Source organism: Aeromonas sp. sif0611, from assembly GCF_019218845.1.
GTDB classification, from domain to species: domain Bacteria; phylum Pseudomonadota; class Gammaproteobacteria; order Enterobacterales; family Aeromonadaceae; genus Aeromonas; species Aeromonas media.
Window position 1 is genome coordinate 1 of record NZ_JAHUWU010000015.1, and the last position, 23,151, is coordinate 23,151.

At 61.3% G+C, this 23,151-nt stretch carries 21 protein-coding genes and 1 rRNA gene; 11 read left to right on the plus strand and 11 right to left on the minus strand.

Going from position 1 to position 23,151, the window contains the following annotated elements:
• The first annotated feature begins 1 nt into the window (after position 1).
• Positions 2-116, plus strand: a 5S ribosomal RNA gene (rrf, locus tag KW824_RS20395).
• Positions 117-402: 286 nt separating this feature from the next.
• Positions 403-1,035, plus strand: a complete 633-nt coding sequence (locus KW824_RS20400; protein ID WP_182787702.1) for a LysE family translocator — start codon at positions 403-405, stop codon at positions 1,033-1,035.
• 79 nt (positions 1,036-1,114) lie between these two features.
• On the opposite strand, the gene fis is transcribed toward KW824_RS20400, so the two are convergent.
• On the minus strand, positions 1,115-1,411 hold the full coding sequence (fis, locus tag KW824_RS20405; RefSeq protein WP_005309538.1) for a DNA-binding transcriptional regulator Fis: 297 nt from the start codon (positions 1,409-1,411) through the stop codon (positions 1,115-1,117).
• A 25-nt stretch (positions 1,412-1,436) separates the two neighbouring features.
• The gene (dusB, locus tag KW824_RS20410) at positions 1,437-2,402 is read right to left on the minus strand and encodes a tRNA dihydrouridine synthase DusB (protein ID WP_042649081.1); all 966 of its coding nucleotides are present in this window, start codon (positions 2,400-2,402) and stop codon (positions 1,437-1,439) included.
• 292 nt (positions 2,403-2,694) lie between these two features.
• Between dusB and KW824_RS20415 the strand changes: the two genes are divergently transcribed.
• From KW824_RS20415 to KW824_RS20430, 4 genes are all read left to right on the plus strand, one after another.
• Complete coding sequence (locus KW824_RS20415) at positions 2,695-4,101, plus strand: TolC family protein (protein ID WP_256351446.1); 1,407 nt, start codon at positions 2,695-2,697, stop codon at positions 4,099-4,101.
• Between the two features lie 73 nt (positions 4,102-4,174).
• Positions 4,175-5,179, plus strand: a complete 1,005-nt coding sequence (locus tag KW824_RS20420; RefSeq protein WP_218410861.1) for an HlyD family secretion protein — start codon at positions 4,175-4,177, stop codon at positions 5,177-5,179.
• Positions 5,179-6,315 carry an ABC transporter permease gene (locus KW824_RS20425; RefSeq protein WP_218410862.1) on the plus strand — a complete coding sequence of 379 codons (1,137 nt, stop codon included), beginning with the start codon at positions 5,179-5,181 and terminating at the stop codon, positions 6,313-6,315. The genes KW824_RS20420 and KW824_RS20425 overlap by 1 nt, the downstream gene beginning before the upstream one ends.
• Positions 6,312-7,511 (plus strand): ABC transporter permease, encoded by a 1,200-nt coding sequence (locus tag KW824_RS20430; protein WP_218410863.1) that lies wholly within the window; start codon positions 6,312-6,314, stop codon positions 7,509-7,511. The genes KW824_RS20425 and KW824_RS20430 overlap by 4 nt, the downstream gene beginning before the upstream one ends.
• Positions 7,512-7,589: 78 nt before the next feature.
• On the opposite strand, the gene KW824_RS20435 is transcribed toward KW824_RS20430, so the two are convergent.
• From KW824_RS20435 to KW824_RS20445, 3 genes are all read right to left on the minus strand, one after another.
• A complete protein-coding gene (locus KW824_RS20435) occupies positions 7,590-8,225 on the minus strand; it encodes an NAD(P)H-binding protein (RefSeq protein WP_218410864.1) in 636 nt (211 codons plus the stop codon).
• A 126-nt stretch (positions 8,226-8,351) separates the two neighbouring features.
• Positions 8,352-9,206, minus strand: a complete 855-nt coding sequence (locus KW824_RS20440) for a DnaA ATPase domain-containing protein (RefSeq protein WP_218410865.1) — start codon at positions 9,204-9,206, stop codon at positions 8,352-8,354.
• Between the two features lie 66 nt (positions 9,207-9,272).
• Positions 9,273-9,947 (minus strand): DnaT-like ssDNA-binding domain-containing protein, encoded by a 675-nt coding sequence (locus tag KW824_RS20445; protein WP_041206814.1) that lies wholly within the window; start codon positions 9,945-9,947, stop codon positions 9,273-9,275.
• Positions 9,948-10,260: 313 nt separating this feature from the next.
• Between KW824_RS20445 and KW824_RS20450 the strand changes: the two genes are divergently transcribed.
• Entirely contained in the window at positions 10,261-11,232 is a 972-nt protein-coding gene (locus tag KW824_RS20450; RefSeq protein ID WP_218410866.1) for a response regulator, read from the plus strand.
• Between the two features lie 72 nt (positions 11,233-11,304).
• Here KW824_RS20450 and KW824_RS20455 read toward each other — a convergent pair whose 3' ends face one another.
• The 3 genes from KW824_RS20455 to KW824_RS20465 form a co-directional block, all read right to left on the minus strand.
• Complete coding sequence (locus KW824_RS20455; protein WP_218410867.1) at positions 11,305-12,702, minus strand: peptide MFS transporter; 1,398 nt, start codon at positions 12,700-12,702, stop codon at positions 11,305-11,307.
• A 213-nt stretch (positions 12,703-12,915) separates the two neighbouring features.
• Positions 12,916-13,827: a UTP--glucose-1-phosphate uridylyltransferase GalU gene (galU, locus tag KW824_RS20460; protein WP_041205077.1), complete on the minus strand. Its 912-nt coding sequence runs from the start codon at positions 13,825-13,827 to the stop codon at positions 12,916-12,918.
• A 93-nt stretch (positions 13,828-13,920) separates the two neighbouring features.
• Entirely contained in the window at positions 13,921-14,241 is a 321-nt protein-coding gene (locus KW824_RS20465; RefSeq protein ID WP_218410868.1) for a ComEA family DNA-binding protein, read from the minus strand.
• 168 nt (positions 14,242-14,409) lie between these two features.
• Between KW824_RS20465 and cysQ the strand changes: the two genes are divergently transcribed.
• A complete protein-coding gene (gene cysQ / locus KW824_RS20470; RefSeq protein WP_043133057.1) occupies positions 14,410-15,165 on the plus strand; it encodes a 3'(2'),5'-bisphosphate nucleotidase CysQ in 756 nt (251 codons plus the stop codon).
• Positions 15,166-15,256: 91 nt separating this feature from the next.
• On the opposite strand, the gene KW824_RS20475 is transcribed toward cysQ, so the two are convergent.
• The 3 genes from KW824_RS20475 to KW824_RS20485 all read right to left on the minus strand — a co-directional run bounded on the left by KW824_RS20475 (position 15,257) and on the right by KW824_RS20485 (position 17,774).
• Positions 15,257-15,553, minus strand: coding sequence for a YciI family protein (locus KW824_RS20475; protein ID WP_005327955.1), 297 nt, complete (start codon positions 15,551-15,553; stop codon positions 15,257-15,259).
• A 23-nt stretch (positions 15,554-15,576) separates the two neighbouring features.
• Positions 15,577-16,128, minus strand: coding sequence for a septation protein A (locus KW824_RS20480; RefSeq protein WP_218410869.1), 552 nt, complete (start codon positions 16,126-16,128; stop codon positions 15,577-15,579).
• A 140-nt stretch (positions 16,129-16,268) separates the two neighbouring features.
• Positions 16,269-17,774 carry an aminotransferase class V-fold PLP-dependent enzyme gene (locus KW824_RS20485; protein WP_218410870.1) on the minus strand — a complete coding sequence of 502 codons (1,506 nt, stop codon included), beginning with the start codon at positions 17,772-17,774 and terminating at the stop codon, positions 16,269-16,271.
• 230 nt (positions 17,775-18,004) lie between these two features.
• On the opposite strand from KW824_RS20485, the gene KW824_RS20490 reads away from it, so the two are divergent.
• The 3 genes from KW824_RS20490 to KW824_RS20500 all read left to right on the plus strand — a co-directional run.
• Positions 18,005-18,640, plus strand: coding sequence for a hemolysin III family protein (locus KW824_RS20490; protein ID WP_182787714.1), 636 nt, complete (start codon positions 18,005-18,007; stop codon positions 18,638-18,640).
• A gap of 118 nt (positions 18,641-18,758) precedes the next feature.
• Complete coding sequence (locus tag KW824_RS20495) at positions 18,759-20,420, plus strand: putative transporter (protein WP_182787716.1); 1,662 nt, start codon at positions 18,759-18,761, stop codon at positions 20,418-20,420.
• Positions 20,421-20,642: 222 nt separating this feature from the next.
• Positions 20,643-23,151, plus strand: a 2,509-nt coding sequence (locus tag KW824_RS20500; RefSeq protein WP_218410871.1) for a retention module-containing protein, incomplete at its 3' end; no start/stop codon positions are given.

Consider the following 23,151-nt stretch of genomic DNA (forward strand, 5'->3'; position numbering starts at 1 on the left):
GCCTGGCGGCCATAGCGCCGTGGAACCACCTGATCCCATGCCGAACTCAGAAGTGAAACGCGGTAGCGCCGATGGTAGTGTGGCATTCGCCATGCGAGAGTAGGACACTGCCAGGCACCCAATACAAAAAACCCCGCTCACTCGAGCGGGGTTTTTTATTGCCTGACATTCTGTGCTTCAGCACCGATTTACTGACTGCTCAGAGGATGCTCAGGTCATCTGCCTCACAATAAATGACCCGCTCTTTACCCACCGGCTTACCTTTCGACTCTTCTACTCTCTTCGCCAACCCTGATAGCCCCTGGCTATGCCTCCTGCCTATGTTCACTATTGCCGTAACGGGGGAGTGACAAGGAGGGCTGGATCCATAGACTGTGAGTTTCATCGGCAAGGGAGCTGTGTATGTTGGGGATCCACGATCTAGCGTTGTTTATCGTATCCGGCCTGCTGTTGAACATGATGCCGGGACCGGACTCCCTGCTCATCATGCTGCGCAGTGGCTCGCAAGGCTGGCGAGCGGGCTCGGTGGCCGCACTGGGCATAGGAACGGGTACCATGGTGCATGTGCTGGCAGCAGCGCTGGGGCTGTCTGCGCTGCTGAGTGCCTCCGCCGAGCTGTTCGCCATCATCAAGCTGATGGGGGCGCTCTATCTGGTCTATCTGGGGGTTTCCCTGCTCAGGCAAGGCGTAAGCTCACCTGTTGCGAGCGAGCCTGCGGTATCGCAGCCAGCACTCTCCTATGGCCGGATCTTTCGGCAGGGCCTGCTGACCAATGTGCTCAATCCCAAGGTAGCACTCTTCTTCCTCGCCTTTGTGCCCCAGTTCATCGATCCCGCCGCACCGCAGAAGGCGATGGCTTTTATCGTGCTGGGCTGCATCTTTAATATCAACGGGATGATCTGGTGCCACCTGCTGGCCTTCTCGACCGCCTATGCGAGTCGCATGATGCGCTTGCCTGCCCGGCTGGGGTGTTGGCTCAATCGCGTGATGGGTGGCCTGTTTGTGGGGCTCGGCATCAAGCTGGCCGTGGAGTGAGATGGCGACCGGGCATAGAAAAAGGCGTATCCCATCGCTGGGACACGCCTTTATCTGCACTGCAGCAGAATGACTGAAATCAGTTCATGCCGTAGCGCTTGAGTTTCTTGCGCAGGGTGCCACGGTTGATGCCCATCATCACGGCGGCGCGAGTCTGGTTACCACGGGTGTACTGCATGATCACGTCCAGCATGGGGGCTTCGACTTCGGAGAGAACCATATCGTACAGATCAATCACTTCCTGACCGTTCAACTGGGCCAGGTAGTTACGCAGGGCCTGTTGCACAGAGTCACGCAGGGGGCGCTGGGTCGGCTCGGCAGCGTGATTGTGAGTAGTTGTTACCAATGCATCAGAAGTCAGGGTTTGTTCGAACATATTCGGTCGGCTCTTTAGTTATGCGTTAACCTAATCCATCGAAATACGCTTCGAGTGCCTCGAGTTGTGCGTCTGCACAATCCAGGGCATTGAAGTGCTTACGGAATTCTCGGCCCGTCTCTTCTTCATCCAGATACCAGCCCACGTGTTTACGGGCAATGCGCGCTCCCAGATATGCACCGTAAAACTGGTGCAGGTTGGTAACATGCTCGTTCATCAGGGTGCGAACCTCTTCCCTGTCGGGAGGCGGCAGCTTGGTGCCCGTCTCAAGAAAATGACGGATTTCCCGGAAAATCCAGGGTCGTCCTTGCGCAGCACGGCCGATCATCACGGCGTCGACGCCGGTATAGTCGAGGACATACCGGGCCTTCTCCGGGCTGTCTATGTCGCCATTGGCGACAACAGGAATCGATACGGCCTGCTTAATCGCCCTGATAGTGTCGTATTCCGCTTCGCCCTTGTAGAGGCAGGAGCGGGTACGACCATGCACGGCAAGGGCCGCGATACCGCAATCTTCGGCGATTCGGGCGATCTCCTCGCCATTGCGGTTATCCGGATCCCATCCTGTGCGGATCTTCAAGGTGACAGGTACCTCTACTGCATTCACCACGGCCTGGCAGATGGATCTGACCAGATCGGGTTGACGCAGCAGGGCGGAGCCTGCCAACTTTTTATTCACTTTTTTTGCCGGACATCCCATGTTGATGTCGACGATCTGAGCGCCCTGCTCCACGTTGTAGCGGGCAGCAAACGCCATCATCTCGGGGTCGGCTCCGGCAATCTGGACCGATCGCAGTCCGGTTTCGGCAGAGTGGCCCATTCTCATCCTGGTTTTCTGGGTATCCCAGACATCCGGGTTGGCCAGCAGCATCTCTGAAACGGCCATGCCGGCTCCCAAACGTAAACAAAGTTCACGAAATGGTCGGTCTGTTACACCGGCCATGGGGGCCACGATCAAGGGAGTTTCAAGCGTGTGGGGACCTATCTGCATTCCACGGTTACCATCGGCTTAGGGCGGCGTATATTACGCATTTTTTAGTCAGGAGAAAAGGTTAGTATTTGAGCGTCAGCCATTTTTTTCTGAAAAAAACGTCGCGCCAAGGCTTGCAAATTCAGGAGTGCTTGAAAATCAGACATATTGTCTGGGACCATGGTCAGGGTCAAATGAGTGAGGGACTCGGTGATTTGACAGTCTCTTTCCGGCGCCTGTTTACGCTATGATAGCGAACCTGAATCGAGCAAAGGCTCCACACAATTTTATTACAAACATAAATTGGGGATGTATGACGTCAAGGTTCATCAAATTGCTCTGCCCGGGTCTGCTGGGAGCCATGCTGGGCTCGGCCCAGGCGCAAACCGTCAGCTTCACCGAGGCCTGGAGCCGGGTCATCCAGCAAGACGACGGGCTGGCGGCGGAGCAGGCCGGGGTGGAGCGGGCAGAGCAACTGCGCGAGGCAGCCAAGGCTATGTACCTGCCCAAGGTGGATGTGGGGGCCAGCTATACCCACCTCGATCAGCCGATGGAACTGGACATGCTGGATCTGAACCCCATCGCCAACCACCCGGAATTTGGCAAGGTACTGGGCCCCGTCATGCAGGCGCTCAACCTCAGCCCCAGCGACTTCGTCACCCCGCTGACCAAACAGAATGTGGTGACCAGCTCGGTCAAGATGCTGTGGCCGCTGTTTACCGGCGGGCGCATCGATGCGGCCCAGGACATTCGCCAGGCGCAGGTGAGCGAAGCGCAGCAACTACTGGTGCTCAAGCAGCAGTCTACCTTCGAGAGCCTCTCCCAGACTTACTTCGGCGTGGTGCTGGCGGCCCAGGTGGTGCAGACCAAGCAGGAGATCGAGCAGGGGCTGGCCCACCACCTGGATCATGCCAAAAAGCTCGAAGCCCAGGGCCAGATAGCCCGGGTCGAGCGACTCTCCGCCCAGTCGGCCTATGACAGGGCACGCATCGATACCCAGAAGGCGCGGCGCAGCCTGGAGATAGCCCAGCTGGCCCTCGGCCACATGCTCAAGCTCAAGCAGGCGGAGCCCAACACCCGGCTCTTCATCAATGAGGGGATGCCTGCATTGGCTCCCTTCGTGGAGGAAACCCTGTCGGTACACCCCGGTCTCAAGCTGCTGGCGGCCAAGAAGGAGCAGGCTCAGGGGATGATCAAGCTGGAGAAAGGCAAATATGCCCCGGAGTTGTTCCTGTTTGGCAACTACAACCTCTATGAAGATGACTCCATCGTCTCCAAGACCACGCCGGACTGGCTGGTCGGGGTCGGGGTCAGCATGCCGCTGGTGAGCCGTGACGGCCGATCCGAGACGGTGCAGGCGGCCAAGAGTGCCGAGCTGCAGGTCAATCTGCTGCAGGCCAAGACCCGCCAGGATCTGGAGCTGCTGGTCGAGAAGACCTGGCGCGAGGCGGCCCAGGGACTGGAGGAGTATCAATCCCTTTCCTCGACCCAGGCGCTGGCGGAAGAGAACGTGCGGCTGCGGGACAAGGCGTTCGGTCAGGGGCTCTCCACCTCGCTGGATGTGGTGGATGCCCAGAGCCAGCTGGCCGGGGTCAAGACCCAGCGCGCAGCAGCAGCCTACCAATACGTGGTCTCCCTGGCCCGCCTGCTGGCGCTCTCGGGGCAGATGAACAGTTTCAATCAATATCAGCATGGTCAGGCGATAGAGGTGAATTCATGACTTCGACCCAGCAGGCCCATCTATCCATCACTGTTTCGACCGCCAAGGGTCGCCCTTTTGTCGAGGTGAATTCATGAGTCATCCCCCCATCAAGAAGAAGATGAGCCAGGGCAAACCTTGGTTGCTGCCACTTGCCCTGGTGCTGCTGGTCATCTGGCTGGGCTGGCGTTTCTGGCTGGCCTATCAGCCGGAGCCGGTGCGCCTGCAGGGCCAGATTGAGGCGCAGCAGTATTCGGTCTCCTCCAAGGTGGCGGGGCGCATCGACAAGGTGCTGGTGAAGAAGGGAGATCAACTGGCCAAGGGTCAGCTGGCGTTCACCCTGGCGAGCCCCGAGATCGAGGCCAAGCTGAGCCAGGCCAAGGCGGGTCAGGCGGCCGCGGGTGCCATGGCGCAGGAGGCCGAGAAGGGGGCGCGGGCCCAGCAGATCGCCGCGGCCAAGGATCAGTGGCAACAAGCCAAGGCGGCCGCCCTGCTTCGTGGCAAGACCTATGAGCGTATCGCCAGCCTGCATCGGGACGGCGTCATATCGCTGCAAAAGCGTGACGAGGCCTGGACGGCCTGGCAGGCGGCCAAATACAGCGAAGGCATGGCCTGGCAGCAATATCAGATGACCCTGGAAGGGGCGCGGGAGGAGACCAAGGTCGCGGCGCGGGAGCAGGCCAAGATGGCGGCAGGCGGGGTGGCCGAGGTCGAGGCCTATCTGGCCGACACTCGCATCGCCAGCCCGCACGAGGGAGAAGTCGCCCAGGTGCTGCTGCGCAGCGGCGAGCTGGCGCCCCAGGGCTTCCCTGTGGTGACCCTGCTCGACATGAAGGATGCCTGGGCCCAGTTCCATGTGCGCGAGGATCTGCTGCCCCGCTTCCCGGTCGGCACCGAGTTTGATGCCCGGATCCCGGGCCTTGGCGATCAGACGGTGCGCTTCAAGGTGACCCATGTGGCCGCGATGGGGGATTTCGCTACCTGGCGAGCCACCGACACCCGTCAGGGGTTCGACATGAAGAGCTTCCAGGTGGAGGCGCGCCCCTTGCAACCGGTTGAGGGGTTGCGGGTTGGCATGAGCGTGCTGGTCGAACTCTGATGGGACGCGAATGGCGGCTGCTGTGGCAAGACCCCTTCAGCCGGGCCCTGACCAGCTGGATCCCGCTGCTGCTGATCGGGCTCTTGTGCTGGATCTTCTCGGCGGGGTTGGCGCGCGACCTCAAGGTGGGTCTGGTGGATCTGGATCACAGCACCCTCTCCCGCCAGCTTGCATTTTCGCTGGATGGCTCGGCCGGGCTCAAGATAGCACAGCAGTTTGACGCCATCGACGAGGGCGCCCAGGCACTGCGTGGAGGCAACATCTATGCCCTGGTGGTGATCCCCAACCACCTGGAGCGGGATGCCCGGGAGGGCACCCAGCCCAGTGTGACAGTATTCAACAACGGCCAGTTCATCCTGATCGCCAAGCTGGTCAACGCGGCCCTGGCCCAGGTGGTGGGCACCCTCAACGGCCAGGTGGGCGTGCTCTCAGCCATGGCCGACGGCAAGGCGCTGCCCGGGGCGCTGGGGCAGTCGGTGCCCATAACGAGCCAGGTGACGGCGCTCTACAACATCAACTCCAGCTATGCCCAGTTTCTGCTCAGCGCCCTGCTGCCCGCGGTGTGGCAGATCCTGGTGGTGCTCTATGGCCTCAACGCCCTGGCCCGCACCGATCGGCTCGGTCTGGACTGGACCACCAGAGGGGTCTGGTTTGGCCTCTGGCGCACCCTGCTGCCCCATGTGCTCATCGGGTGGGGGTGGGGGCTGGCGTGGAGCCTGCTGCTGTTCAAGGCGCTGGGTTATCCCATGCAGGGGAGCTGGCTGGTGCTGACGCTGGGTCTGGGGCTGGCCTCGGCCGCCTGCGTCAGCATGGGGGCCTTCTTCTACGGCGTCATTCGGGATCCGGCCCGGGCGCTCTCCCTGGCGGGGGCTTACACTGCACCTGGTTTTGCCTTTATGGGGGTCACCTTCCCGGTCAGCGCCATGGGGGACGTCGCCCAGTTCTGGCGCAGTCTGCTGCCCATCTCCCACTATGTCGAGCTGCAGATAGGCCAGACCAACTACGGACAGCCGCTGACGGCGGCCCTGCCCCAGTTCGGCGCCCTGCTGCTGTTCCTGCTGCCGCTGCTGCTGGTGGTGCGGCGCTATCAACCCCAGGCAACTGCAGCCCCAAGCCAGGAGGAGTCCAAGTCATGATGGGGTTCTGGGATCTGGTGCGTCTCGAGTTGCGCACTCTGCTGGCGGACAGGGCCATCATGCTGACCCTGTTTGGTGGCGTCTTCTTCTACTCCTTCCTCTATCCGCAGCCCTATCTGCATCAGTTGCCTCGCGAAGAGGCTGTGGTGGTGGTCAACGATGACGGCAGCCAGCTCTCACGTCAGCTGGAGTTCATGGCCGATGCGACGCCTCAGGTGAAACTGGTGGCTCGGGTCGACAGCCTGACACAGGCGCGGGAGTGGCTGCTGACCGGCAAGGCGAGCGGCATACTGCACATTCCCCGTCACTTCTACCGGGATCTGATGCTGGGCAGGAGCGTCACCCTGAGTTATGCCGGCGACGCCTCTTACTTCCTGGTCTACGGCACCATCGCCGAGGGGTTGGCCCAGGCGAGCGGCACCCTGGCCGCTCAGGTCAAGGTGGCCCGGCTGCTGAGCCACGGCGAGGCGCTGCCCCAGGCTGCAATGGGCTGGAATGCGGTCGGGCTCAACGTGGTGCCTGTGTTCAATCCGTCCATGGGCTATGTGAACTACGTGGTGCCGGCGGTCTTCGTGCTGATCCTGCACCAGGTGCTGCTGATGGGCACCGGCATTCTGGGGGCGACCCAGAACCAGCGAAGCGGGCGAGGGGAGTACGGCTATTGGCAGCAGGCGCCCGTGCTGGCGTTGCTGCTGGCCCGCACCCTGGTGGTGGGGGGGCTGTTCGTGCTGCCGGTGACCTACTTCTTCGGCTTCTGCTTCGACCACTACGGCATAGCCCGCACCGCAGAGCCGGCCGCCTTGTGGTTGTTCACCCTGCCCTTCCTGCTGGCCACCACCTGGCTGGGGGTGCTGCTGGGGGCCCTGTTTACCCGTCGTGATCTGCCGACCCAGGTAGTGCTCATCTCGTCGCTGCCGCTGGTCTTCCTCACCGGCTTCATCTGGCCGCTGGAGCTGATCCCGACCCCCCTCAACTGGCTGGCCCAGTGGGTGCCGAGCACGCCGGCCATAGAGGGCTTCCTGCGCCTCAACCAGATGGGCGCCGAGTTCAGTCAGGTGTCGGGCTACTGGTGGCAACTCTGGGGGCTGGCTCTGCTTCATGGCGGCCTAGCCTGCCTGCTGCTGCGCTGGCGTCAGCGGTCGCTGGCGGTTGCCAACAAGGTGGCAAGCGATACGACCGCCAGCCAGGCGAGATAACGCGGCAGCTAGAGAGTGTGAAACGGTCAGCCCAGGGGCTGACCGTTTTTTTATGCGCTGGCTTGGGTTGTGGAGGGGTCAGGCGCGATGGAGCTCGGGATCGCCGATGGCGTAGATCTGCCCCAGCGCAGTCTCATCGGCCAACAGGCGTAGGCCATGAATGGCCACATCGCTGCGGCGCACCAGTCCGTGCACCTCCTTGCCCCGGCTCAGCTCGGCACGGCCCGTTGCCTCCCCATCCTGCAACCCGGCCGGCCTAAGGATGGTCCAGTCGAGCGCGCTGGTCTGCAGCCAGCTCTCTGCCAGGCTCTTCAAGCGTACCTCGTGACCAAACGCCGCCCTGGCCCGCTCGGGCAGGTATTGCCAGCTGTCGCCGCAGCCGAGGGAGGTCACCAGCAGCAGACGGGTGAGCCCGGTCTGCTCCATGGCGTCGATGACGTGGCGGTTGCCCTGATAATCCACAGGTTGTGGCTGACGGAAGCTGCCGAGAGTGGAGACGACCCGGGCGCCTTGGCCCGCTTGCACGCAAGCCTGCGCAACTGCGGCCGCATCCAGCGCATCCCCTTCGATGACCTCGACCCCCAGGGCGCGCAGCTCGGCGGCCATCTCGGGTTGGCGAACCAGGGCCAGGGCCCTGTGACCCTGGCGCAGGGCGTGATCGGTGAAGGCGCGGCCCAGCCCGCGGCTGGCTCCGAAGATGAGTGTGGTTGGCATTGTGTTGCTCCCTGTGGCGAAAGGGTCAGCCTAAAGGGTTGGCACAGTGCTGTAAATGAGAGTTGTTTTTATTCGAAACGGGGGAAATACGGCGAGCCCTGGCCACTGGTCCGGGCTCGCACAGGATCAGCCGTTGTAGTGGCCTATGCTGGGACGACGACTGGGGCCGCTCAGGTGGATATCCACCGGGTTGAACGCCTTGATCGCCTCGAAGCTGAAGTCACCTATGGCCTGATGCAGGCTCTGGGGACTGTGGTTGGTGATGATGATGACGCTCTTCGAGAGGTTGCGCCGGCGGCGCAGCAGGTGGCCGAGGAAGCTGGACTGGCTCTCCGCCATCTTGGCGCGGTTGGCCGCCACCTCGTCGATGATCAGCAGGTCCACCTCTTCCAGGGCGCGGCGGTACTGGTTGCGCTCCTCCTGATCCTGGATGACGTTGAAGAAGAGCCTGTCCACGATGGAGGCCCACTGCTGGAAGATCACCGATTTCTGATGGCGCTCGATCAGCTCGTGGGCTACGGCGCCCGCTAAGGTGGACTTGCCGGTGCCGTAGTCGCCGTAGATGAGCATGCAGCCACCGCCGCTCTTCTCCCAATGCTCGAAGCCGCTGATGAAGTAGCGAGCCGTCTCCATGGGGTATTGCAGCGCGGGGTCGGTGGCATCCATCTTCTCGAAGATCCAGTCTGGGTTGAGGTCGGCCTGGGCGATCAGCTTCTGGATCCGCTCCTGGCGCGCCGCCTTCTGCAGTTCGCGCACCTCGGCATTGGCCTTGGCGTCGTACTCCTTGCGCAGGGTCTCGTAGTCGTACTGGCCGCCGCCGGTCTGGGCCTGCAGGCGACGTATACGCTCGAGCAGGCCACCCACGTGCTGACTCAGCTCGGGATCGTGAACGCGATGGTCCTGTTTGGCCTTGGCGATCCTGCGCCGCTTGGCCTCGATCTCTTCCAGCTCCTGGCGCAGCGGGTCGTGCGGATCTGTCATGGAATACTCCTTCTGCTGGGGCTGGGGTGACAAGGGGTTAATAGTGCCTGCTGCGGGCATCCGGGATCAATCATTGTCCGGCTCCTCGGTCTGGGCCAGCCGCTTGGCGGCCTCGATCATCTCCTGGGCCCGCTTGCTCGGCCCCGAATCGACGGGGGCTGGGGTGATCTGCTGATAACCGGCCACCTCGGTCGGCTGGCGCCGGGCGTATCGCCGGCTCTTGAGGGTCCGGATGAACTTCAGCATCCACTGATGCTGGGAGTCGAATACCTCGGGGCGACCCAGCCAGTAGGCGATGAACTCTCCCAGATCCTCTTCGCTGTAGCTGGCATCGATCACCCCGCACAGGCGGGCGAGGGCGGGCAGCTCTTCATCCGGCCGCCACTGCAGATGCATCTGGAACGGCCGCTCCGGCAGCGGGCTGCGCACCCGCTGGCTCAGCAGGGGCAACTGGAACGGGCATTGATGGTAGTGCTCGCTGTCCACCTGTGCCTCGACCTGCAGCAATTCGGCTTCCATCAGCTCATCGAGCAGCTCGGTGAGCTGGCGGGCATTGACCTGATAGCAGAACCCGCTGGGATTGCCCGGATCAACCACCGCCAAGGCGCGCCCAAGCTCGGGGTAGTTGAGCCTGGGCAGCCGATTTTCCAGCACCAGCCGGCGCAGTTGCAGGGTATAGAGGCTGCGTGCTGGATGGGAGAGTCTGGGATGGGCGAGGGCGCTGTATTCGGCTGGCGTCATGGTCTGCTTCACGATCTGGAGTGGAGGGCATTATCCCTCATGGCGGGGTTGCATACAATTCACAGTGCCCCTGGATGGCAGCCTGATGAGGCAGTGACGACCCTTCATCCAGGGGAGATTGGGAGTGAAAACCTTCCCGATCTCCATGGGTGCGGCATAAATTGCTGACAAAATAATCAGCCAATTTCAAATGGTTGGGAGGCCGACTGGCTATTTGAAGGCGCTGCCCGGCAATATTGGGTGGCAAGATGGCGCCCCCATGTTCTAGGCTTAGTGCTCAAATAACCATTTGACTAATAAGAGCTTTGTCAAGATGTCAAAAGCCGGACTACGGATCCTGGTGGTGGAGGATGAAGCGGTTTTTCGCCACTCGCTGGTCACTTATCTCGAGCATGATGGGGCCTGTGTCTTTCAGGCCGAAGATGGGATCGAAGGGCTCTCGGCAGCCGCGCTCTACCACCCCGATATCGTGTTATGCGATCTGAACATGCCCAACATGGATGGGCATGAGGTGATCGCCTGCCTCGCGGCCCGCTACCCCGAGGTGCCTGTCATTGTCATCTCGGGTCAGGATCAGATGGCCGCCATCGAGCGGGCGCTGCGGGCAGGGGCCAGCGACTTCTTCATCAAGCCGGTGGATGACTATGGCCAGATCCGGCGCAGCATCGATCAGTGCCTGACGAGCAACGCTCACCAGAGCCAGCAACTGGAGCTGATGGAGCACATCGACTTCTTCCGGGCTCACGACCTGGCGTCCAGCCGCCTGCTGGCCTGGCTGGCACCGCCGGGCATGCAGGAGTGGGGGCCCTGGCAGGTGACGTTCGCCGGCATGGGCAATCTGTTCATTCCCGATACCTTCAAGCTGGGTGACAAGCTGCTGGTGCTGGTGATGGAGCTGCCCATCCTCGGGGTGGATGCCGCCTTCTGCGGTGCTCTGGTGCGATCCCTGATGAACAGCCCCTATCGCCAGTTTCAGCAGCAGGAGAGCCAGTTGCTGACCCAGCCCCACAGGTTGCTCGACTACCTCAATCTGCAACTGCTGGAGTCGGGCCTGCGCCACTCCTTTGCCATGGCGGCGCTGCTGTTCGATCAGGAAGACGGGCTGGTATTTGCCAATGCAGGCCTCACCTCACCCCACTGGCTGATGCGCTCTGGGGGGTTGCCGCTCGGGTTGATGCGCAGCAGCCGCTATGGGTTGCACAAGCGCAGCTGGCACGAGCCTTTCGAGTTGCAGTTTCGCAGCGACAGCGGCAGCGCCCTGAAGATGCAGGTTCGTCATCACTGAGGCCGTGCTTTAGAACCGAAACAAACAGGGCGCCCATTGGGCGCCCTGTTTGTCTGGTACAGTCCGGACCGGTTAGACGGTGGCGGATTGCAGCTTCTTGTCGTGCTCGTCAGCCTCTTTGGCGGGGCCTTCGGCGCCGTGCATCCAGTAGACCAGGCGGTTCGCCATGGTCAGCAGGATAAGGGCGCTGATCACGGCGGCCAGGGCGATGCCACCGAAGATGGCGATCGGACCCGCTTCACCGACGAAAGAGCCGATGAAACCGGCGGCATAGTTGGCCAGGGCGACGAAGCCGAACCAGGCACCCATCATCAGGGACGCCAGACGCAGCGGTGCCAGCTTGGTGACCATGGAGAGGCCGATCGGGGAGAGGCAGAGCTCGCCCAGGGTGTGGAACAGGTAGGCACCGACCAGCCAGAACATGGAGGTCTTGACCGCCTGATCGCCGCCTTGCTCCAGCACGGCACCGATCATGAAGAGGAAGCCGACGGCCAGGAACAGCAGACCCATGGCGAATTTCACCGGGGAGTTCGGTTCCTTGCTGCCGAGCTTGATCCAGATGGCGGCCACGATCGGGGCCAGGGTGATGATGAAGAAGGGGTTCAGGGACTGGAACCAGGCGGTCGGCACTTCGAAGCTGCCGATCATGCGGTCGGTATATTCCTGAGCGTACAGGTTCATCAGACCACCGGCCTGCTCGAAACCGGCCCAGAAGATGATGGTGAACAGACCCAGCACCAGGATGACCTTGATGCGATCCACTTCCTGCTTGGTCAGCGGGGCCTTCTGCTCCTTGGAGCGCTGCTCTGCGGCGCGCTGGGCAGCCGGCACACGGCCGATGTCGCCGAGGAAACGCTGGGCCATAGTGGCTTGCACCACCAGAGAGAGCAGCATGCCGATACCGGCGCTGACGAAGGCAGCTTGCCAGCCGTAGGCGGTGGCGGCGGCACCACAGATCACCCCTGCCAGCAGGGAGCCCAGGTTGATGCCCATGTAGAAGATTGTGAAGGCACCGTCACGACGGTGATCACCTTCCTGATACAGGTCGCCCACCATGGTGGAGATGTTCGGTTTGAACAGACCGTTACCCAGGATCAGCAAGCCAAGGCCCGCGTAGAAGACGGTGTTGACCATGTCCGGGAACATGGCGTGGGGCAGGGCCAGGGTAAACTGACCCGCGGCCATGAAGATGGCACCGATCAGGATGGCGCGGCGTTGACCGAGGAAGGTATCGGCCAGCCAGCCCCCGATGATCGGGGTGATGTAGACCAGACCGGTATAGATGCCGTACAGCTTGAGGGCGTCAGCCTGGGTCCAGCCCATGCCGCCGTTGGCCGTCATGTCGGTCAGATAGAGGACGAGCACGGCACGCATGCCGTAGTAGGAGAATCTCTCCCAGAGTTCGGTACTAAAGAGCAAAAAGAGCCCTTTAGGGTGACCTAAAAAGGTCCCTTTGGACGGGTTATTCATTGGAACTTCCACCTGTGTCTTATATTTTTTTAGAAATTTTATGCAAGGGCTAGGAACAAGCCATATTCCTTATAAAACAAGCAGGATTGAATTACAACGAGAGCTTTTGACGATATTTTATCTATCAATGGTTGAATTTTTGTTTATAAAATGAAAATGGGCATCGAATGATGCCCAGTCTTTTATTCTGTGTATTGTGTGAATTTTCAGCAATTACAACTGTTTGACGAACTGCTTGAGCCAGGCGGTAAATTCGCCGTCCAGTTCGCGGTGGCGTACCGCATATTCCACGTTGGCCTTCATGTAACCCAGCTTGCTGCCGCAATCGTGACTGCGACCCTTCATGAAGTAGGCATTGACCTGCTCCTTCTCCATCAGCATGGCGATGGCATCGGTCAGCTGGATCTCGTCGCCCGCCCCGGCCGGGGTTTTCTCCAGCAGGGGCCAGATGTTGGCGGAGAGCACATAACGGCCGACCACGGCCAGGTTGGAGGGCGCCTCGTCGCGCGGCGGCTTCTCGACGATGGCCTGCATCGGCAGTGACATGCCGGCGCTCAGAGCCTCGCCCTTGATGTCGGCGATGCCGTATTTGTCCACTTCGCTCTCGGGGACGGCTTCCACCATGATCTGGCTGATCTGGTCCGCCTCGAACATGTGCACCATCTCGGCCAGGTTGTCCTGTTTGAGATCGCTCGCCACTTCGTCGATCAACACGTCAGGCAGCAGCACGGCAAAGGGGTTATCCCCGATCAGCGGGCGGGCGCACAGCACTGCATGACCCAGGCCCTTGGCCTCGCCCTGGCGCACGTGCATGATGGTGACATCTTTCGGGCAGATGTGCTGCACCTCTTCCAGCAGTTGGCGCTTGACCCGCTTTTCCAGAGTCGCCTCCAGCTCGAAGCTCTTGTCGAAATGGTTCTCGATGGAGTTCTTGCTGGAGTGGGTCACCAGGATGATTTCCTTGATGCCGGCGGCGATGGCTTCACGCACCACATACTGGATCAGCGGCTTGTCGACCACCGGCAGCATCTCTTTGGGGATGGCCTTGGTGGCGGGCAGCATGCGGGTACCCAGACCGGCAACGGGGAGGACGGCCTTGCGAACAACGAGCGGTGTCTTTTTCATGGAATGAGTCCGAAGATACAAAGTGGGCTCATGATACCCGAAGAAAAATAGGGCAGCCACAGGCCGCCCTCGGATGACAGGGATTCAAACCGGTTACTTGACGATAATCATGTCCCGGTTCGCATCCAGGGTGGCGGGCCCTATGCCACTCACCTCCGTCAGCTGATCCACCGAGGTGAACTTGCCCTGTTTCTCGCGGTAGTCGACGATGGCTTGCGCTTTTTTCTCGCCGATGCCTTTCAGCGACGCGAGTTCATCGGCACTGGCGGTATTGAGGTTGATCTTGCCCACCTCCTTGGCGCTGGTGACCGTCGTGGCCGGTTTGGCGGCTGGCTTGTCGGCGGCCAGCAGGGGCTGGCTCAACAGCGGCAGGCAACCCAGCAACAGGGCGGCAATCAGAGTCTTTCGGTTCATTGCGTCACTTCCTTATGAAACTGCCTTAATGGCACATTTATCATTAGTCGTATTGCGCCACTTTTTGTCTGTCAGAACTAGCAAGGAATAACTCAGGCAAATCGGCTATAAGCCAGACAGGTCTGAAGCAGATACACTGGCTAACCATTTGAGTGAGATGTCTTTTCCATGTACCTACCCGCCATTTCCGCACTGGAGCCCATCGCCCGCGCCGCCGGTGACGCCATCCTGGCCATCTACTGTCAGCCCTTTGCGGTGGAGTACAAGCAGGACGAGAGTCCGCTCACCGCCGCCGATCAGGGGGCGCACGAGGTGATCGTGCAGGCGCTGGCCCGGTTGACGCCGGATATTCCTGTGCTGTCGGAAGAGTCCGACGCCGAGACGATGCAGGTGCGGTGCAGCTGGTCCCGCTACTGGTTGGTGGACCCGCTCGATGGCACCAAGGAATTTGTCTCCCGCAACGGCGAATTCACCGTGAACATCGCGCTGATCGAGGAGGGCAGGCCGGTCTGGGGTCTGGTCTATGCCCCTGTGCTGGACAAGCTCTGGTATGGCGGTAGAGAGATCGGGGCCTGGCGTGTTGCCGATGGTGAGTGCGAAGCCATCCAAGTCCGGCCTCACCGGGAAGGTACGCCATGGCGGGTGGTGGGCAGCCGCAACCATCTTTCCCAGGCGACCCTGGATTACTTGGCGCCGTTTGGCGAGATTGAGCTGGTCTCCATGGGCAGCTCCCTCAAGTTCTGCATCATCGCCGAAGGGGGCGCCGAGCTCTATCCGCGTCTTGCCCCCACCTGCGAATGGGACACTGCGGCGGCGCAGGCGGTGCTGGAAGGGGCGGGAGGCAGCGTGACCCAACTCGATGGCTCAGCGCTTGCCTACAACAAGCCGGATATCCTCAACCCCTGGTTTGTGGCGCGGGCCTGATTGCCGTCGCCAGGGCGCGCAGATGTAAAAAGGCCGGACAGTGTCCGGCCTTTTGCATTTTCGCGTTCAATGATGCCAGTCGTTTCCCGATTCAGAACACCTTCTTGAACGGCTTGATGGTCACCCTGGCATAGACGCCTGCCGCCACATAAGGGTCCGCATCCGCCCATGCCTTGGCGTCCGCCTGGCTGGGGAACTCGGCGATAACGGTGCTGCCGGTGAAGCCCGCATCGGCCGGATCCTCGGCATCGATGGCCGGATTGGGGCCGGCCGTCAGCAGGCGCCCCTCATCCTGCAGCGCCTGCAGGCGGGCGAGGTGAGCGGGGCGAGCCAGCTTGCGCTGGGGCAGGCTGCCGGCGACATCTTCGGAATAGATGAGATACCACATGAGAGGATCCTTTCTGTTTGCGGTTATTTTTTCTGTTCTGCTTTCTGCTCGGCCGGCATGTGGCGATAGAGATAGACGCCACTCAGCAGGGTGAACACCAGCGTCATGCCCAGCAGGCCGAAGACCTTGAAGTTGACCCACATCTCCTGCGACAGGTTGAAGGCCACATAGAGGTTGAGCAGGCCGCAGAGGGCGAAGAAACCGACCCAGCCGAGGTTGACGTTGTCCCAGATGCGGTCGGGGGCCTGCAGCTCCTTGGCCAGCATCTGCTTGATGAGATTCTTGCCAAAGCCGTAGCGGCTGATGAGCAGGGCGAGGGCAAAGAGGGCATTGATCACGGTCACCTTCCACTTGATGAAGGTATCGTCATGGAAGAAGACGGTGAGACCGCCGAAGAAACCGACCAGCAGGAAGGTAAACAGCTGCATCTTCTCGACCTTGCGATGCCGCACCCAGCTGTAGAGCAGTTGGAGACCGGTGACGACCACCAGGGCGCCGGTGGCGGTGTAGATGTCGTAGAACTTGTAGACCGCGAAGAAGACGATCAGGGGAATAAATTCAATAAACTGCTTCATGCTGGGCTCTAACCTCAAAATTTCACTCAGTGTACCTGCCCATTAGGCAACGGCAAATGAATAAGACCGTTCATTTAGTATGCAGTTCCCCGCTGCGGGGCCGCCACCCTTCGGGGTGACGATGATTCTTGTTGCGCCTTCTAGCCGAACAGCTGACTGGCGACGAGGCTGCCGAGCCGCAACTGGTCATCCAGCAAGTCACGGATATGGCGCTCCTCGATGAGGGGGTTGAGCAGGACGGCGCGCAGCAGGGTGAGCGGCTGTGCTCCGTAGCGGCTCACCGCACGCTGGGTGCGGGAGACGAAGCTGTGCCCCTCGGCGCGTTGGGCCTTCTGCAACGCCACGTTGAAGGCGTTGATCTGCTCGTTGGCCGCCTCGTCCGGTGCCTTGCCTTGCAGGTGAGGTGGAATGCAGCGATAGGAGAGCAGGTTCATCACGGGAGCCGACATCAGCTCGAAGGCGGGGTGGGCATCGATGAGCTCTGCCATCCGCCGTGCTCTGTCGTAATTGGCTTCGATAAGCTGGGCATAGCCCTGCCGGCCCAGCAGCTGGAAGGCGGCATCTAGATAGAGTGCGTTGGCGGGACGGGTGCCCTCCAGGGTGAAGCGACCCTGATCGAAGGAGCTGGCGCGAATGGCGTAGGGGGCCTCCCGCTTCACCGTCATCATCAGATCTGGCTGGCGGCAGAGCAACATGCCGGTACCAAGCGGTACCAGCAACTGCTTGTGGCCGTCCAGGGTCACGGTATCGGCCTGCGCTATGCCATCCAGCAAGCCCTGATAGCGGGGGGAAAACAGGGTCGGGCCACCCCAGGCGGCATCCACGTGAAAGTGGATCTGCTCGCGCCGGGCGATGGCGGCGAGCTCGGGCAGGGGATCGATGGAACCAAAGTCCGTGCTGCCGGCGACCCCTACCAGGGCCAGCACCTTGAGCTTCTGCTCCCGGCATCGGACCAGTGCGCGCTCGAGCGCCGAGAGGCAGAGCCGGTTGTCGGCATCGGTCTCGAGCCGCCAGACGCGGCAAGCACCCAGCCCCAGCAGATCCATCCCCTTGTCGAAGGAGTAGTGCATCAGCCTGGATCCCAGGATCACGGCGCCTCGATAACCCTGCTCATAGAGGGAAAACAGATCGTCGCCACAGGCCCGGTTGCGGGCCAGCCAGAGAGCGGTGACATTGGCGATGGTGCCGCCGCTGGTCATGACGCCGAGGGCGGCGTCTTTGGCGTGCATCTGCGCCTCGTAAAAGCCGTCATCCTCGCGATAGACGAGACGATGCAGCTTGGCCAGTACCTCCCGCTCCAGGAAGCTGAGCAGGCGGGAGGACTCCATCTTCATCGGATTCTGATTGAGCATCACCAGCAACCGGGAGAGCTCGGCGGTGAAGGCTGGCAAGGGGGCCGTCATGTGCCCCATGTAGTGGGGCGAGGTGAGATGGGAGGCGCCAGGTACCAGGGTGGCAAGGCGGGCCAGGTAGGCCTGGGTGCTCATGCCGATGGCGGGCATGGACGACTGATCGAGTTGATGGACGAAGCTGTCGCGCTGGTAAGGTGCCTGACTGTCATCCGAGTGATGGAAGGTCTCCAGCAGGGCCGTCATGGCCTGGCCGAAGTCAGGATCCGGTTGTGTAAACAGTTCAGTCAGCTTCATCAGGTTCTCCAGACCAGCCTGTCGGGCAGAAAGTACCGGGCGCGCGCCGTGCCGGACAGACACGGCCATCTGCGCGGGTGGCGTCGGCCGCAGAGCATACACCAAAGGGGCGGGGGGAACAGCCACCTCCTCACCCGAGACTCCCTGGCCAGTCCCTTTTATTTTGAGCTAACACTTGTAGCCTGAAATGCCGGTCGCTAGAGTGGATCGGGTCTTGGTTGGAGGTGATGATGACGGATGTAACGGGGTATTCCCCGCGGGAAGAGTGGGCCAATCGCCTCAGCCATGGGCTGGGGTTGCTGCTGGGAGGTCTGGGGCTTGTCTTGCTGCTGCACAAGGGATGGGATCAGGGCCCTCGGGTATTGCTGAGTTACGGCCTCTACGGCACCAGCCTGGTGCTGCTCTACCTCGCCTCGACCCTCTACCACAGCATGAGGTCGGCGGCGGCCAGGCGCTGGTGCAAGCTGTTCGATCACTGTGCCATTTACCTGCTGATCGCCGGCACCTACACACCCTTCCTGCTGGTGGCGCTCGATACCCCGCTGGCGCGGGGGCTGATGGTGGTGATCTGGGGGTTGGCCCTGGCCGGAGTGCTGTTCAAGCTCTTGTTCATCAACCGCTTCAAACGCCTGTCACTGTTTACCTATCTGATGCTGGGCTGGCTGTCGCTGGTGGTCGTCTATCAGCTCTACCTCCATCTGGATGGCACCGGGCTCATGCTGCTGGGACTCGGCGGACTGATCTACAGTCTGGGCACCATCTTCTACATGGCCAGGCAGATCCCCTACAACCACGCCATCTGGCATCTGTTCGTGCTGGGCGGGAGTGTTTGTCACTTCATGGCCATCTATGGCTATGTCGCCTGACTAGCCCTTAATTGGTATTTTTGCGCTCATGAAAGCCTGAATTCGTGCGGTATCCCACAGTTGCCCCCTTCGTTTGCTGACAAGCTAGGGTCAGTTCAGCTTGGAAAGGATGCAAATAATGAGTGAGATCGCGCTTTCCATCAGCATGTTGTCGCTGGTGGCGGTGCTGGGACTCTGGCTGGGAAACTGGCGAGTCTATGGCGTTGGTTTAGGGATTGGCGGTGTGCTGTTCGGCGGCATCATAGTGGGTCATTTTGCCGGGCTATCCGGCTTGAAGCTGGATGAGCACACACTTCATTTTATTCAAGAATTTGGTTTGATCCTGTTCGTCTACACCATAGGCATCCAGGTTGGTCCCGGTTTCTTCTCTTCCCTGCGCAGCTCGGGGCTCAAGCTCAATGGCTTTGCCGCTCTGCTGGTGCTGCTCGGCTGCGTGGTGGCCGCCGCGCTGCACCAGCTGTTCGACGTGCCGCTGCCGGTGATCCTCGGGGTCTTCTCCGGTGCCGTGACCAACACCCCTTCGCTGGGGGCGGGTCAGCAGATCCTGGCGGAGCTCGGGGCGGATCCGGGCTCCACCGGCCTGATGGGGATGGGCTATGCGGTGGCCTACCCGTTCGGGATCTGTGGCATTTTGCTCACCATGTGGCTTATTCGCATGTTCTTTCATATCAAGATCGACGAAGAAGCGGCCGAGTTCGAGCAACAGGCAGGCAAAACCAAGGAGAGCCTGCAAACCATCAATATCGCGGTGCGTAACCCCAACATGCACGGCCTGATGCTTGGCGAGATCCCGAGCCTGGACGAGGCCGATGTCATCTGTTCCCGCCTCAAGCGCGGTGACGAGTTGATGGTGCCCAGACCTGACTCGCGCATCGAGCTCGGGGATCTGCTGCACCTGGTGGGGGAGCGCCACGCCCTGCACAAGGTGCTGCTGGTGCTCGGGGAGGAGGTGGATACCTCCCTCTCCACCCGGGGCACGGATCTGCGCGTCGAGCGGGTGGTGGTCACCAACGAGCAGGTGCTCGGCAAACGGATCCGCGATCTCGACATCAAGCAGAAATATGACGTGGTCATCTCGCGCCTCAACCGGGCTGGCATCGAACTGGTTCCGACCAGCCAGACCAGCCTGCAGTTTGGCGACATCTTGAACCTGGTGGGGCGGCTCGATGCCATCGAGGCCGTGACCAGTGTGGTCGGCAACGTCCAGCAGAAACTGCAGCAGGTGCAGATGCTGCCGGTCTTCATCGGCATTGGATTGGGTGTATTGCTCGGCTCAATTCCCTTCTATCTGCCGGGATTCCCGGCGGCGCTCAAGCTGGGTCTGGCGGGCGGCCCCTTGGTGGTGGCCCTCATCCTGTCTCGTATCGGCAGCATCGGCAAGCTCTACTGGTTCATGCCGCCGAGCGCCAACCTGGCACTGCGGGAGATCGGCATTGTGCTGTTTCTGGCGGTGGTGGGGTTCAAGTCCGGGGCCGGCTTCATCGACACCCTGATCAACGGGGATGGTCCTGCCTGGATGATGTACGGCGTGGCGATCACCCTTATCCCGCTGCTGGTGGTCGGGGTGTTGGCGCGCCACTATGGCAAGGTCAATTATCTCACCCTGTGCGGCCTGCTGGCTGGCTCCATGACGGACCCCCCCGCTCTGGCCTTCGCCAACGGCATGCACCCCACCAGTGGCGCCAGCGCCCTGTCATACGCGACCGTCTACCCCCTGGTGATGTTCCTGCGGATCATCTCGCCACAGCTGCTGGCCATCCTGCTCTGGGCTGGGGCCTGAGCCGACATGAAATGGGAGCCATAGTGGCTCCCATCTTCGTAGGCTCATTTTTGATGCTATTGATTTAGTTAATTTTATTTCCCATCAAACACCCTTCGTTTTCGGCGCCAATCTAAGTCTCATTTCGGTCTGTTCGTTCGATTTTTCTCACTGGTTTCTGGTCAGACTAACGGGCACATTGGACGCTGGAAATCTATGCCCATTGATATTTCAGGAGAAACCATGAGCAGCAAGAACATCGTACTGGATCAAGATGTCGTCGTTACCCAATTGCAAGGCAAAGTCTATCTGATTGCCGCTGACGGGAGCCAGACGCTTCTTTCCGAAGGCGATGTGCTGCCCAAGGATGCGGTCTTGCTTGCGCCAGAGGGGGCCAGCTTCCAGGGGGGAGAGACCACCTTTACCCTGAGCCCGAGCAACACTCCCGAGGCGGAGGAACCCCAGCTGGCGCAGCAGGGGCAGGCGAATGTGCCTGACGATATTGCCGCCCTGCAGCAGGCTATTCTGGCGGGGACGGATCCGACCCAGACATTTGAAGCGTCTGCGGCGGGCGGGGCACCCGCTACAGGCAACATCGGCGGCATTGCAGGCGCCAGCGGCAATGGTGGCTTCGTCACCATAGATCGTACCGGTGATACCACCATAGCGGCGGCGGGTTTTGATACCGCTACCCAGGCCGACACGGGTGTGATTGGCGATGCGTTCGCGGGTGAGGAAGATCAGTTGATCGACCTGGTGCCGCCGGTGATCACAGTATCGGCCCCTGACAATACCAATGACACGACTCCAACCCTGACCGGTACCACGGATGCCCCGGCGGGGAGCACGGTGACCCTGCTGGTCACGGATGCCAATGGCAATCAACAGACCCTGACCACGACCGTCAATCCGGACGGCACCTTCAGCGTGGATGTCACCACACCGCTGGCGGATGGCTCCTATACGGTCACCGCCAATGTGACCGATCCTGCCGGCAACACAGGCACTGCCACCGATGATGGCAGCGTGGATGGCACGGCTCCCTCTGCTCCCCTGGTGGAGATCCAGGATGGCGCTGACAACATCATCTCCTCCAATGAGCGCGAGAACGGCGTGAATGTCATCATCCGTTTGCCAGCCGATGCCAAGGTCGGTGATCGCCTTGACGTGGACTGGAATGGGGATGGGGTGCCTGACGCCAGCTCCATCCTGACTGCTGATGACATCGGCAAGACCCAGATTACCCTGACTATTCCCACCACGGATCTGCCGGTCAATGGCGCCATCACCGTGGATGCCACCCTGACCGATCCTGCTGGCAATACCTCACCCAAGGGCACTGACAACAGCGTGGTGAATGCCGCGCCTGTGCCAGGAGACGACCAGTTCACCGTGGAAGAGGATGGGACGGTCACCATCAACGTGCTCGGCAACGACTCCGACCTGGATGGCGATCGCCTCAGCATCACCGCCATCAATGGTCAGGCCATTGCCGAAGGCGGCTCGGTGGCGATCGGCAATGGTTCGGTCACTCTGACCAACGGCCAGCTTGTCTTTACGCCATCCCCTGATTTCAATGGCAATATCTCGTTCGAATACACAGTCACAGATGGTTTGCACAGTGCCACTAGCGGCGTGACCGGGACTGTCACGCCGGTTAATGATGCAGCCATCATTGCCGGCAGCGACACCGGCAGCGTGACCGAAGATGAAAGCACGCCGCTGCTGACCGAGACCGGCACCCTGAGCGTGACCGACGTGGACGGCGCCGATGAAGCCAAGTTCCTGGCCGGCAACGGCACCCCGAGTGCGGGTGCGCTGGGTAGCCTCGCCATCACCGAAGGCGGTGCCTGGACCTACAACGTCGACAACAGCAAGGTGCAGTACCTGGGCGAGGGCGAAACCAAGGTCGAGACCTTTGTGGTCACCTCCGTGGATGGCACCGAGCACACCGTCACCATCACCATCACCGGCGTCAACGATGCCGCGGTCATCACCGGTAGCGACACTGGTGCGGTCACCGAAGACGAAACCAACCCGACTCTGACCGAGACCGGTACCCTGAGCGTGACCGATCTGGACGGCGCCGATGAAGCCAAGTTCCTGGCCGGCAACGGCGTGGCCAGCACTGGCGCACTGGGCAGCCTCGCCATCACCGAGGGCGGCACCTGGACTTACCAGGTCGACAACAGCAAGGTGCAGTACCTGGGCGAAGGGGAGACCAGGGTCGAGACCTTCACCGTGCAGTCTGTGGATGGCACCGAGCACACCGTCACCATCACCATCACCGGCGTCAACGATGCCGCGGTGATCACCGGTAGCGACGCCGGCAGCGTGACCGAAGACGAAAGCACCCCGCTGCTGACCGAGACCGGCACCCTGAGCGTGACCGACCTGGACGGCGCCGACGAGGCCAAGTTCCTGGCCGGCAACGGCACCCCGAGCGCGGGTGCGCTGGGCAGCCTCGCCATCACCGAGGGCGGCGCCTGGACTTACCAGGTCGACAACAGCAAGGTGCAGTACCTGGGCGAAGGGGAGACCAGGGTCGAGACCTTCACCGTGCAGTCTGTGGATGGCACCGAGCACACCGTCACCATCACCATCACCGGCGTCAACGATGCCGCGGTCATCACCGGCGCTGACAGCGGTGCGGTCACCGAAGACGAGAGCACTCCGCTGCTGACCGAGACCGGCACCCTGAGCGTGACCGATCTGGATGGGGCGGATGAAGCCAAGTTCCTGGCCGGCAACG

Excerpts from the sequence above, each read along its gene's own strand:
- fis (WP_005309538.1), bottom strand. The coding sequence starts at position 1,411 with ATGTTCGAACAAACCCTGACTTCTGATGCATTGGTAACAACTACTCAC.
- KW824_RS20495 (WP_182787716.1), top strand. The coding sequence starts at position 18,759 with ATGAGTGAGATCGCGCTTTCCATCAGCATGTTGTCGCTGGTGGCGGTG.
- KW824_RS20490 (WP_182787714.1), top strand. The coding sequence starts at position 18,005 with ATGACGGATGTAACGGGGTATTCCCCGCGGGAAGAGTGGGCCAATCGC.
- galU (WP_041205077.1), bottom strand. The coding sequence starts at position 13,827 with ATGAAAAAGACACCGCTCGTTGTTCGCAAGGCCGTCCTCCCCGTTGCC.
- KW824_RS20415 (WP_256351446.1), top strand. The coding sequence starts at position 2,695 with ATGACGTCAAGGTTCATCAAATTGCTCTGCCCGGGTCTGCTGGGAGCC.
- KW824_RS20480 (WP_218410869.1), bottom strand. The coding sequence starts at position 16,128 with ATGAAGCAGTTTATTGAATTTATTCCCCTGATCGTCTTCTTCGCGGTC.
- KW824_RS20450 (WP_218410866.1), top strand. The coding sequence starts at position 10,261 with ATGTCAAAAGCCGGACTACGGATCCTGGTGGTGGAGGATGAAGCGGTT.
- KW824_RS20465 (WP_218410868.1), bottom strand. The coding sequence starts at position 14,241 with ATGAACCGAAAGACTCTGATTGCCGCCCTGTTGCTGGGTTGCCTGCCG.
- KW824_RS20455 (WP_218410867.1), bottom strand. The coding sequence starts at position 12,702 with ATGAATAACCCGTCCAAAGGGACCTTTTTAGGTCACCCTAAAGGGCTC.
- KW824_RS20440 (WP_218410865.1), bottom strand. The coding sequence starts at position 9,206 with ATGACAGATCCGCACGACCCGCTGCGCCAGGAGCTGGAAGAGATCGAG.
- cysQ (WP_043133057.1), top strand. The coding sequence starts at position 14,410 with ATGTACCTACCCGCCATTTCCGCACTGGAGCCCATCGCCCGCGCCGCC.
- KW824_RS20435 (WP_218410864.1), bottom strand. The coding sequence starts at position 8,225 with ATGCCAACCACACTCATCTTCGGAGCCAGCCGCGGGCTGGGCCGCGCC.
- KW824_RS20430 (WP_218410863.1), top strand. The coding sequence starts at position 6,312 with ATGATGGGGTTCTGGGATCTGGTGCGTCTCGAGTTGCGCACTCTGCTG.
- KW824_RS20445 (WP_041206814.1), bottom strand. The coding sequence starts at position 9,947 with ATGACGCCAGCCGAATACAGCGCCCTCGCCCATCCCAGACTCTCCCAT.
- KW824_RS20485 (WP_218410870.1), bottom strand. The coding sequence starts at position 17,774 with ATGAAGCTGACTGAACTGTTTACACAACCGGATCCTGACTTCGGCCAG.
- KW824_RS20420 (WP_218410861.1), top strand. The coding sequence starts at position 4,175 with ATGAGTCATCCCCCCATCAAGAAGAAGATGAGCCAGGGCAAACCTTGG.
- dusB (WP_042649081.1), bottom strand. The coding sequence starts at position 2,402 with ATGCAGATAGGTCCCCACACGCTTGAAACTCCCTTGATCGTGGCCCCC.
- KW824_RS20475 (WP_005327955.1), bottom strand. The coding sequence starts at position 15,553 with ATGTGGTATCTCATCTATTCCGAAGATGTCGCCGGCAGCCTGCCCCAG.
- KW824_RS20425 (WP_218410862.1), top strand. The coding sequence starts at position 5,179 with ATGGGACGCGAATGGCGGCTGCTGTGGCAAGACCCCTTCAGCCGGGCC.
- KW824_RS20400 (WP_182787702.1), top strand. The coding sequence starts at position 403 with ATGTTGGGGATCCACGATCTAGCGTTGTTTATCGTATCCGGCCTGCTG.